Origin of the sequence: Sphingobium aquiterrae, assembly GCF_037154135.1 — a bacterium.
GTDB lineage: Bacteria > Pseudomonadota > Alphaproteobacteria > Sphingomonadales > Sphingomonadaceae > Sphingobium > Sphingobium aquiterrae.
On the sequence record NZ_JBANFL010000028.1, the window covers coordinates 1 to 11,045 of the forward strand.

The window sequence follows — 11,045 nt, forward strand, 5'->3', positions numbered from 1 at the left end:
CTATGGCCGCACACGAAGCCTCGCAAGCAAGGGGCATCCCGTCACAGGCATCTGATAACCAACAACAACAGCACAACCACAGCACCCAAAGGGCCCGGCCATATGTGACCGGGCCCTTTCGCTTTTGTTTTCGCTGCCGTGCCCGGGCTGTGTTCCGGTCTGTGGAAGCGAAGCGGCATCCGACCTTTCCGGATCGGTTGCGCGGTCCGCGCAAGCCTGATAGGAGCCTTTTCGACTAAAGTTGACACCGGTGTCTGCATGATTCCGGCGCAGTTAGGCGAGGGGCTTTTCCATGTTTCAGAAGACCTATCACGCGACGCATCCGGAGATGATGGACTGTGTCGACAATGCGTCCCTGCGGGATCGTTATCTGGTTGAGGGCATGTTCGTTGAGGGCCAGGTCGTGCTCAACTATTCGCACAATGAACGCTTCGTGATCGGTGGGGCGGTGCCCGCCGGGCAGACGCTCAAGCTTCCCGATCAGGTCGTGCCGGCCTCGGCTGCGGGCCATCCGTTCCTGGAGCGGCGCGAGGCGGGCATCGTCAATATCGGCGGCCCCGGCGCGATCATGGTCGACGGCGCGCGCTATGAACTGGGCAACAAGGAATGCCTCTACGTGCCCATGGGGTCGAAGGAGGTGCTGCTGGAAGGGGCCGATGCGCGCTTCTACATCGCCTCGCTGCCCGCGCACAAAGCCTGCCCGATCAGGAAGATCACATTTGCCGAGGCCAATCCGCTGGAGCGCGGCGACCTTGCCAACTCCAACCACCGCACCATCTACCAGCTGGTCATCCCCGGCGTGTGCGAGAGCGCGCAGCTGCTGATGGGCCTGACCGTGCTGGAGACCGGCAGCGTGTGGAACACCATGCCCCCGCATCTCCACGACCGCCGCAGCGAGATCTATCTCTATTTCGACCTGCAGGGCGGCGACCGGGTGTTCCACTATATGGGCGAGCCCGATGCGATGCGCCATATCGTGATCGGCAATGAGGATGCGGTGATCTCCCCGCCATGGTCTGTGCATATGGGATCGGGCACCAAGAGCTATGCCTTCATCTGGGCCATGGGCGGCGAAAATCTCGACTATACCGACATGAATGTCCTCGATATCTGCCAGTTGAAGTGAGGCGCATGGCGCGTCCCTTCGATCTTTCGGGCAGGATGGCGCCGGCCGAAGCGGGCGCGGGCATCGTTGCCCTCCAGGCCGGTGAGACCCGCGCCGCACGATGCCGCAGCCGCGCCATGGCCGGCGGCATGGCCGCTGGCCTCCGCCGCCCGCGCCATTTCCCCCTCTTGTCCGTGAAGGGCCGCGCATGACCTGCCTTGCTTTCTTCGGTGAACTGCTGGTGCGCCTGTCGCCACCCGGCCGGCAATTGCTGCGTTCCGCCCGCCATCTGGATGTGCATGTCGGCGGGGCGGAGGCCAATGTCGCCATTGGCCTTGCGAGCCTGGGCCATGCCACCCGGATGATCAGCCATGTGCCCGACAACGCGCTGGGCCAGCTGGCGACGGGCGCGCTGATGGGGGCGGGCGTCGATTGCACCCATGTCGCGACGGCGCCAGGGCGGATGGGGCTGTATTTCCTGACGCCGGGTGCCGGGCTGCGCGCATCGGACATCGTCTATGACCGGGCCGGCAGCGCCTTTGCGCTGGCGGGGCCGGAGGACTTCGACTGGGATGCCGCGCTCGAAGGGGCCACGCATCTCCATCTGTCGGGCATCACGCCGGCGCTCGGCCCGCGCTCGGCGGCAGCGGCGCTCGCCGCCGCGCGCGCGGCCAGGGCGAAGGGGCTGACGCTGATCTTCGACGGCAATTACCGCGCGCGGCTGTGGGATGCATGGGACAGCGATCCGCGGTCGCTGTTGACCGAGCTGATCGGCATGGCCGACATCCTGTTCGGCAACCATCGCGATATGTCGCTGCTGCTGGGTCGAAGCTTCTCCGGCGACGGCACCGACCGGCGGCGCGAAGCAGCAGAGGCGGGCTTCGCGGCTTTCCCCCGGCTGCGCCTGATCGCGTCCACGGCGCGCCATGTGGAGGATGCGGACCGCCATCGGATCTCGGCGCGGATCGACACGCCGGACAGGGCCGTGCAGACGCGGGACGTCGCCATTTCCGGCATTGTCGACCGCATCGGCGCGGGTGACGCCTTCGCGGCCGGGCTGCTCCATGGCTTTCTTGCCGACCCCGCCAATATCGAAGGTGCAGCGGAGGCCGGACTTGCCCTGACAGCGCTCAAGCATTCGCTGCCCGGCGATGCCAGCCTGTTCGGGCAAGGCGATCTCGACACCTTCCTGACAGGAGAGCTGGATGTCCGACGCTGATCGCCGCGCGATACTCAAGGGCGCTGCCGCCCTGGCCGCCATGGGCCTTGCCACGACCCCCGCCCGGGCCGCGTCGCCCGTCGTCCGCACCCGCGCCGGGCGGGTGCGGGGCACGCGCGAGGGCGGCGTGCATGTGTTCCGCGGCCTGCGCTATGGCCAGGACACCGCCGGTCATCGCTTCCAGGCGCCGCGCGCGCCCGATCCGTGGGACGGCATTGCCGATGCGACGCAGTTCGCGGCCTCCTGTCCGCAGGGCCGGGGGCAGGAGCGCCAGAGCGAGGATTGCCTGTTCCTCAACATCTGGACGCCGGGACTGGAGCCGCAGGCGAAACGCCCGGTGATGGTCTATATCCATGGCGGCGCCTATTCCAACGGCACCGTCATCGATCCGCTGACCTATGGGGACAAGCTGGCGGCGCGGGGCGACGCGGTGGTGGTGACGGTCAACCATCGCCTGAACATCTTCGGTTATCTTTATCTTCCCCGGCGCGATCCGCGCTTTGCCGACAGCGGCAATGCGGGGCAGCTCGACCTCATCCTCGCGCTGACATGGGTGCGGGACAATATCGCGGCGTTCGGCGGCGATCCGGCCAATGTGCTGGTCTTTGGCCAGTCGGGCGGCGGCGCCAAGATCGCGACGATGATGGGGATGCCGGCGGCGCGCGGCCTGTTCCATCGTGCGATCACGATGAGCGGGCAGCAGGTGACGGCATCCGGGCCACTCAATGCCTCGCGCCGGACGGACGCCTATCTGGCGAAGCTCGGCCTGGCGTCCGGCGACATCGCGCCGCTGCTGACCATGCCGATGGAAAAGCTGGTCGACGGGCTGGCCGCGCAGGACCCGATCCTGGGCGGGGGCCTCTATATGGGGCCGGTGCTCGACATGAAATGGCTGGTCCGCCATCCCTTCTGGCCGGATGCGAACCCGATCGGCAATGCCGTGCCGATGATGCTGGGCAACACCCATGACGAGACCCGCGCCTTCATCGACCCCACGGGGCCGAAGCTCAAGGGGCTGGACTGGAGCAATATCGCCGCGCGCATGGCGCCGGAACTGCGGATGGACATCCTGCCCGAATGGGTGGTGGCCCAATATCGTGCGCGCTATCCCGACTGGTCGGCCGAACGGCTGTTCTATGCCGCCACCACCGCCGGGCGGAGCTGGCCCGGGCAGGTGGTGGAGGCGGAGGCCCGCGCCCGCGCCGATGCGCCCAGCTGGGTCTATCAGGTCGACTTCGCCTCGCCGGTCCGGCCGGAGCGTGGTGCGCCGCACGGCATGGACATCGCGCTCGGCTTCGGCACGCTCGACGCGCCGCGCTCCTCGACCGGCACCGGGGCGGGTGCGCAGGCCGCGTCGCGGGCGGTGATGGACCGCTATCTCGCCTTCGCGCGGACGGGAAATCCCAATGCTCCCGGCCTGCCCGACTGGCCGCAATATCGGCTGGACCGGCGCGCGACGATGATCTTCGACGTCGAAAGCCGGATCGAGGACGATCCGCGCGCCTGGGAACGGGAATTGTTCGCGCGCGTGCCCTATATCCAGCCCGGAAGCTGATTTCGGCCATCTGGGCGAGGCTGGGCCAGCGCGCTTGGCTGCCATGCCGGATTGACTTTCGCCGGGATCGTTGCCATGGTTATGACACCGGTTTCCAAGGCGGCAGTGCCGCCCATGCGAGACAGCCGAAGGTGGCTCGGCCGCCGATACGGCTCAGGGCCAGCCGCCATCTGCACATGGCGGCTGGCCCTTTTTATGTCGGGAAAAGGCGGCGATGCGCCCGCGCGATCATCCGATCACCGGTCCCAGGGGAATGTGAGCGTCGGCTGGTTGGCATAGCGGCGGATGCCGATGGTCAGCGTCTCGCCCGCACCGGGCGCCAGCTTCACGGTGAAGGCGGCGGCATCGACCTTGCGGGGGGCCGCGGTGCCGATCTGCACGCTGGTGGCCTGATGCTCGCCATAGGCGCCCATCTGCACCGTCACGGTGCGCGGCTCCAGCGCATTGGTGTTGACCAGGGTCAGCACCACGGATTCCAGCCGGATCTTCTCCACCAGCGCGGCGACGTCCGGCGGCAGGCCGGCACGGTGGGCGACCGGATCGAAATGGCGGACCTGCGCATGCAGGGCAAGCGGCCCATGGCCCGAACCGCCCGGATCGGGCGATCCCATGGTCAGGTTGATCAGCGCCGTGGTCGCCACCGGGTTGCTGTTGGCCCAGCGCGTGTCGTCGGGCGGATAGCCCATGCTGCTGTCGTCGTGGCGCAATATCTCGGCGGCCTTGCGCAGGCCCTCGATATCCGCCTGCAATGCCCTGAACGGATAGCTGGGGTCGCCGCCCCGCAGCCAGCCGATCCACGGGTTCTTCGACAGGCGATCGAGGTCCGCCGGGTTCAGTGACCAGAGGTAGATGTCCTCCTCCACATCGCGCCGGTTGCCGAGCCCCGGCGAGCGGCCGTCGACGTCGTAATAGCCATACCATCCCTTGTCGCCATGATAGACGGGGATCAGCGTCTTGCCGCCCTCCTGCCGTTTCTGGGCATAGAGATTGTCGATCTGGCGGCGCAGCACCTGCGTATAGCCCTGGTCGCCGGTCAGCAGCAGCGCATTGCCGAACGCTTCGGGCGGGCCGCGTAGCACATAGTTGCGGATGCCTTCGTCGGGCGAGTTCCAGCCGAACACGCCGCCATACCATTTGCCGCCCCATTCGCCGCCGATGCTGCCGTCCAGGCCGATATTGGACGGGATGTTGCCGCCGTTGCGGGCGATCCGATCCTTCCATGCATCGACATAGCCCAGCAGCCAGTCGCGATATTTCGTGTCGCCCGTCACCATATAGGCGTTCATGGCAAGGTTGGTGCTGCCAAGGTTGAGCGGATGATCGCCCTTGATGTTCGTCGCCTTCAGGAAGCGGGTGCGGCGGGCGGGATTGCCGCCGGGCACGGGCGGCCCATCCCAGTCGGTCGGCGTCGGCGCGCCCAGATTGGGGCCTTTCGAACCGTTGAACAGGCTGCGGATGATCTTCAGCTTCGGGTCGTAATTGGGCGCGGCGGGGTCTTCGCCCAGATAGAAGCCGGCAAAGCGGCGCAGGCGTGTCGCATAGGCGGGGTCGTCTGGCTGGCTGAGGCCATAGAAATAGAAGCCCGACAATCCCTCGCCGATATGCTCCCAGTCGAAGGAGGGCATGAATTCGCGCTGGTAGATGCCGTCCTTCGCCGACTCGACCTCCGGCACCCTGGCGCGGGAATATTGGTTGACATGGCCTTCCCAGACGAACTGCCAGCTCCTGATGATCGACTCCGGCCCGCCCAGCGCATGGGCGAGCGGCCAGTTGCGGATCGGCTCGACGCTGTCGTCCGGCCCGTCGGTGATGCCCCAATGTTCGGGGCCTTTGAGATAGCCGCGCCCGTCGACATAGCGGGCGACGAACATGGCGACGCCCTGCGCGTTGAGGTCCATCAGGCGCCGTTCGGCGAGCGCCCAGTCGGGCGGGGCCATGGGGCGATCGACGGCGATCGTCGGGGCGGCATTCTGGGCCAGCGCCGGGACGACAGGCGACGAGAGCGCCAGGGCCAGCGTCGTGGCCAGGCTGAGGCGAAGGGAGGCAAGACGAAAGGGCGCGGGACGAAGGGGAGAGGGGTGGGCAGGGGCGCGGGGCATTGGGGTCTCCCGATGGGGTGGTCGCTGGTCGATGGTCAGTGCGGCCAGGCTTCCTTGAGGCGTTCCGCCTTGCCGTTGCGGACGCGCACCTCGATCATGGGCGTGTCGGCCTTGCCCGGCGCGAACAGCTCATAGATGACGCTGCGGTCGGTCTGCGTGCTTTCGATGACACGGGCCGGCACGAAGGGGGCCCGGGCGGCGCTGCGGGCGATGGCCGGCACCGCGCCCCAGGCGATGTCGCGCTGCATCTCCACGACATGGAAGGCGGCGCCTTCCTGCAGCAGGTCGAACTCGACATCCGCGCCGTCGGGCGTCTGGCCCTCGACATCATAATAGACCCGGCCCTGGCGTTGCTTGCGCTCGGCGCCGGTGATCCGGGTGGTCGGCGCCATGGCCGCGACGGCCGCCCTCACCGCCTCCGGCAGGTCGCCGGGGGCGAGGCGGGTGACGATGTCGCCCGACTGCGCCTGCGCGGCGGATGCGAGCGTCGCCAGAGCGAGGGCGAGCGGGCCGCGCATCACGCCCCCACCTTTTGGAGCGCGGCGATCAGCGTCTCCATATGCTCGATATAGGTGCCGGTGGAGATGCCGATCACCGGCTTCTCGGCGAAATAGGGCGATGTGTCGGTCGCGTCGCCGACGCGGGTTTCGCGATAGTCGCCCGGCTGCGCCGCCGGCGATCCGTCGCCCTTGTAGGGATTGCTGGTCGCCTTCAGCTCGGTGGGCCACCAGCCATCGGCATTGAGGCTCTTCACCAGCCCGTCGGCGCTGGCTTCCTCCTTCGACGTGTTGAGGTCCGATATCTTGCCCATGTCGAGCAGGAAATAGCGGGGCAGGGGTTTGGCCGGGCCGGGCTTGAGCGGCGAATCCTTCGCGATCTCCGCCGGGTTCGACGCCTTCAGCGCCTCATATCGGCGGCGCAGGCCGGCAACGTCGAGGGCGCGGGTCGATCCATAATGGATGACGGTGTTGGCCGGGTCATAATCGACATAATAGGCGCCGTTGACCACGTTGGACCCGCGGCGGTGGATGTAGAGCGGCTTGTCGGTGCCGATCTCCACGAAGGAGGGATAGGCCTTGCCGTCCTTCACCTGCGCGTCGGGCAGGCGGAGGCTGTCCAGCCAGTCCAGCGCTTCGGGGATGCGGGCCAGGAACTTGGTGTCGCCGGTCAGGCGATAGAAATCCATGAGCTGGCTGAGGGCGCCCGCCGTCGCATGGGTGGCCAGCGCGGTCGGCTCATAGGTGCGCGCGCCCGACGGTTTCAGGTCGACCGTATATTGCAGCGCCCAGCCCGGCTGGGGTTTGCCCTGCTGCGTCACCAGATAGACGGTCATCGCGCGGTTGATCGCGTCGAGCACCCGGTTCTCGCCCAGCGCCTGATAGCACATCCGCAGGAACTTGATATTCTCGCCCGCGACATCGTCGTTGAAAGTGATGAAGCTGGAATAATCGGGCTTGCCGTGATGGGCGAACTCGTTCTTCAGCGGATAGCGCTGCGGCCAGCCGCCGACCGGATATTGGCTCTCCAGCACGAAGTCGATCGCCTTCTCCAGCGCCGGGCGATATTTGGGATCGCGCTTCTCGACATAGAGGCGCAGCAGGAACTGCATCGCTTCCGACGTGCCGGCATCGTCGAAGGTGGCGTTGCCCCAATAATGCTGGAATTCCTCCAGCCGCCACGCATTCTTGCCGATGGTGTCATACCATTGCCGGGTCGATGCCTCGCCGCCGAAGTCGATGAAATAATGCCAGCCGCCGCTCGGCTGCTGGCCGGAGATCAGCGCGTCGGCGGCCTTTTCCGCCGCCTGGTAATAATATTCGTCGCCCGTTGCGTGATAGGCGTCGAGGAACAGGTGGCCCATAGTGCCGGTGCCCGGCGGCTGGACCCAGACCATCGAGGGATAGGCCTCCATCTCGCCCCAGCGGCGCGACATGTCGGGCAGGTAGGACCAGACATAGCCGCCATTGGTCGCGACCTTTTCCACCATGAACCGGGTGGCCCGCTTCATCGTGTCGGTGATCTGCTTCCGGCCGGGCGCGGCATAAGCGGGCGTCGCCACCGTAGCGGCCAGCGCGATTGCCATGATGCCCTGTCGTAGCCAGCGTGTTCCTGCGCCTTTCATGCCGTCCTGTTCCCTTGCAAAGTCGTTCTGTCGTTGGGTCGATCGTCCGGGGCCAGGGGCGCGGCGCGGCGAACCGCCCCGCGCCCCTGCCGCGCCCCGTCAGAAGGTGTAGCGGATGCCGGCGATGAACTCGCGGCCGGTGTGACGATAGACCGAGAGCAGGTCGCGGCTGTCGTTGAACTGGTCCTGATATTCGTCGGTCAGGTTCACGGCCTCCAGCGACAGCTTGAAATGGTCGTTGAGGGTGAACTGCATCGAGGCATCGAGGTTGAACGTGCCGTTGGTGCCGTCGACATCGGTGCCGACCTCGTTGCCGGGCACGCGGGTCAGATATTTGCTGCGATAGGCGCCGGAGACGCGGGCGCTGAACACGCTGTCCTCATAATAGAGGGTGGCGTTGGCCGAGCGCTTCGACAGGCCGGTCAGGTCGTCGACCGTCGCGACCGATCCGTTGGCGGCCAGATACTGGATGCGTGAGCTGACCTGGGTGTAGTTCAGCAACACGCCGGTATTGCTGAGGAAGCCGGGCAGGAACTTCAGCGGCTGCTGGAAGCTCACCTCGAATCCGCGCAGGCGGCCGCCGGGCGAATTGGCCGGGGCGCTGAACGTCCAGTTGTTGAGGTTGGGCGCGCAGTTGGGCGTGGTGCCGCACGCGGCGATGGCAAAGCTGTCCGGCAGGCCGAAGGGGTTGTCGGAGAACACGCTGCCCGGCGTCTGCACCGTCTGGACGAAGCTGCTGATATCCTTCTGGAACACGGCGATGGACAGCAGGGCGCCCGGCTGGAAATACCATTCGACCGCCGCGTCGTAAGTGGCGGCGCGATAGGGGTCGAGATTGGGGTTGCCGATGCTGACCGACCGGCCCGATCCGGAGACGGAGATGGCCGCGCCGGGCGGCAGGCTGCCAAGATCGGGGCGGGCCATGACGCGGGCGGCGGCAAGGCGCAGGATCAGGTTCTGCGCCGGTTCGATCACCACATTGACCGACGGCAGCCAGTCCTCATAGCTGCGCTTCGTCGTCACCTGCTGCGCAGCGCCGCTGGAGAAGACATAGCCGGTCGCGCTCTGGTTGGTCTCGACATAGCGCATGCCGGCATTGCCGCGAACCGGGATGCCGGCGATCTCGGTCTTGAAATTGGCCTGGAACCAGGCGCTCTTGTCTTTCTCGCCCACCTGGCTTTTCGACCCGAGCGCAGGCTCCGTCCCCAGCCTGAAAGCGCCGTTATAGATGCTCTGGTCTTCCAGGTGCAGCTTTTCGGCGGCGGTCGCATAGTCGGGCACGACGAAGGATGTGCCCGCGAAGCTGATGACCTTGGTATATTCCGACAGCGGGATCGCTGCGACTTCGGCGGGGATCACCGCCTCGCGGTTCGATGTGGTGCCGTTGGACCGGCGCAGCTCCAGCGTGTCGAAATCATATTTCTTGTAGTTGAGGCCGCCGGTGAAATCGAAATCGTCCGTCACCTGCCATTTCAGGTTCGCCTGGAAGGTCTTGAACTCATTGGTCGCGCGCGCCCCGCGCAGGCGGAGCTGGGCGAGGGTCCAGTTGCCGGGATTGGAAACGTCGGTGCTGCCGAAATCGAACACCGGGCTGCGCGGGTTCGTATAATCATAGCTGTAGCCGTCGCTATTGTAGGAATCGAGGATGACGGTGTTCTGGATCGGATTGTTGAAATCCGACTTCGAATAGCCGGCAAAGCCGGTGAAGGTGAGGCGCTCGCCCAGCTTCTGCTCGATATCGGCGGAAATCTGGCGGAACTTGGTCTTGGAGCGGTCGTTGCGGTTCTCGACGCGCAGGTCGACATCGTTGAACGTGCCCGATGTCATGACGCCATTGTCGATGGTCATGGCCGTGATGTCGGTGTCGGCGATGCCGCAGGTCGTCGGCCGGGTGGCGGCGGTGCAGGCCCCCGCGGCGCTGAACGAGGGCGCTTCGAGATAATATTCGCCGCGCTTCACCTTGAAGTCGGCATAGAGGCCGTCGATGCTGATCGTGGTGTTGTCGCTCGGCCGGAACTGGATCGACGCGGTGGCGCCGAGGCGCTCGATGTCGTTGGTGTAGAGGTCGTAGCGCGGGAAGCGCGGGTGGAGCGCATCGTTCGCCGTGGCGCAGGCGGCCGGGTTGGTGGCGCAATTCTGGCCCAGCACGCTTTCGAAGCCGGGCGCGAAGGATGAGCCCTTGGCCCAGCGGACCGTGGAATAGCCCTCCTCCACGATCTTGCGCCTGCCATAGGCGGCCGACAAGAGGACGCCGATGGTGCCGTCGGCAAAGGTGTCGGAGATCAGGAAGGCGCCGCGCGGCGATGCCTTTTCGGACAGGTCGTTATAGCTGCCCTGGGCCGAGGCGACGAGGGTGAACTCGCCATAGTCGAACGGCCGCGCCGTGCGCAGGTCGACGGTGGCGCCCAGCGAGCCTTCCTCGACCGAGGCTTCCGCGCTCTTGCGCACGCTGATCTCGTTGAACAGGTCGGAGGCGAAGACATTGAAGTCGAAGCCGCGGCCGCGATTGGTGCCGCCGCTGGCGTCGGCACCGCCGGCGCTGCTCATCGCCTCCATGCCGTTGATGCGCACGCGGGTGAATTGTGGGCCAAGGCCGCGCACGGAAATCTGCCGCCCTTCGCCGCCGTCGCGCGAAATGGCGACGCCAGGGATGCGCTGGATCGATTCGGACAGGTTGAGGTCGGGGAACTTGCCGATGTCCTCCGCCAGGATCGAATCGACGGACGCCGCTTCGCTGCGCTTCAGGTCGATGGCCTTGGCGAGGCTGCTGCGGAAACCGGTAACCACGATGTCGGCGGTTTCACCCTCCGGAAGCGCCTGGGGGGCGGCTTCGGCGGACTGGGCGTGGGCCGTGCCGGCCAGCAGCCCGGCGGCCGCAACCGCGAGCAGCGATGCGCCCGTCAGGCGCGCCATGTGCGACTTTCTCGTCATCCTTGTCATGTCTC

At 66.5% G+C, this 11,045-nt stretch carries 8 protein-coding genes; 4 read left to right on the plus strand and 4 right to left on the minus strand.

What is annotated here, in order from left to right; genetic code table 11:
- The first annotated feature begins 292 nt into the window (after positions 1-292).
- Genes kduI through WFP78_RS21145 form a run of 4 tightly spaced genes read left to right on the plus strand, consistent with a single transcriptional unit; the run spans position 293 to position 3,879 of the window.
- Positions 293-1,126, plus strand: a complete 834-nt coding sequence (gene kduI / locus WFP78_RS21130) for a 5-dehydro-4-deoxy-D-glucuronate isomerase (protein ID WP_336966419.1) — start codon at positions 293-295, stop codon at positions 1,124-1,126.
- Positions 1,127-1,131: 5 nt separating this feature from the next.
- Complete coding sequence (locus WFP78_RS21135) at positions 1,132-1,317, plus strand: hypothetical protein (protein ID WP_336966420.1); 186 nt, start codon at positions 1,132-1,134, stop codon at positions 1,315-1,317.
- Complete coding sequence (locus WFP78_RS21140; protein WP_336966421.1) at positions 1,314-2,324, plus strand: sugar kinase; 1,011 nt, start codon at positions 1,314-1,316, stop codon at positions 2,322-2,324. Before WFP78_RS21135 ends, WFP78_RS21140 begins: the two co-directional genes overlap by 4 nt.
- The gene (locus WFP78_RS21145) at positions 2,311-3,879 is read left to right on the plus strand and encodes a carboxylesterase/lipase family protein (RefSeq protein WP_336966422.1); all 1,569 of its coding nucleotides are present in this window, start codon (positions 2,311-2,313) and stop codon (positions 3,877-3,879) included. Before WFP78_RS21140 ends, WFP78_RS21145 begins: the two co-directional genes overlap by 14 nt.
- Before the next feature lie 236 nt (positions 3,880-4,115).
- Here the strand turns inward: WFP78_RS21145 and WFP78_RS21150 are convergent, their stop codons facing one another.
- The 4 genes from WFP78_RS21150 to WFP78_RS21165 all read right to left on the minus strand — a co-directional run bounded on the left by WFP78_RS21150 (position 4,116) and on the right by WFP78_RS21165 (position 11,040).
- A complete protein-coding gene (locus WFP78_RS21150; RefSeq protein ID WP_336966423.1) occupies positions 4,116-5,978 on the minus strand; it encodes a DUF8034 domain-containing protein in 1,863 nt (620 codons plus the stop codon).
- 35 nt (positions 5,979-6,013) lie between these two features.
- The gene (locus WFP78_RS21155) at positions 6,014-6,496 is read right to left on the minus strand and encodes a hypothetical protein (protein ID WP_336966424.1); all 483 of its coding nucleotides are present in this window, start codon (positions 6,494-6,496) and stop codon (positions 6,014-6,016) included.
- Positions 6,496-8,061 (minus strand): pectate lyase, encoded by a 1,566-nt coding sequence (locus WFP78_RS21160; RefSeq protein WP_336966425.1) that lies wholly within the window; start codon positions 8,059-8,061, stop codon positions 6,496-6,498. Before WFP78_RS21160 ends, WFP78_RS21155 begins: the two co-directional genes overlap by 1 nt.
- A 138-nt stretch (positions 8,062-8,199) precedes the next feature.
- Positions 8,200-11,040, minus strand: a complete 2,841-nt coding sequence (locus WFP78_RS21165) for a TonB-dependent receptor (protein ID WP_336966426.1) — start codon at positions 11,038-11,040, stop codon at positions 8,200-8,202.
- Positions 11,041-11,045 lie beyond the last annotated feature (5 nt).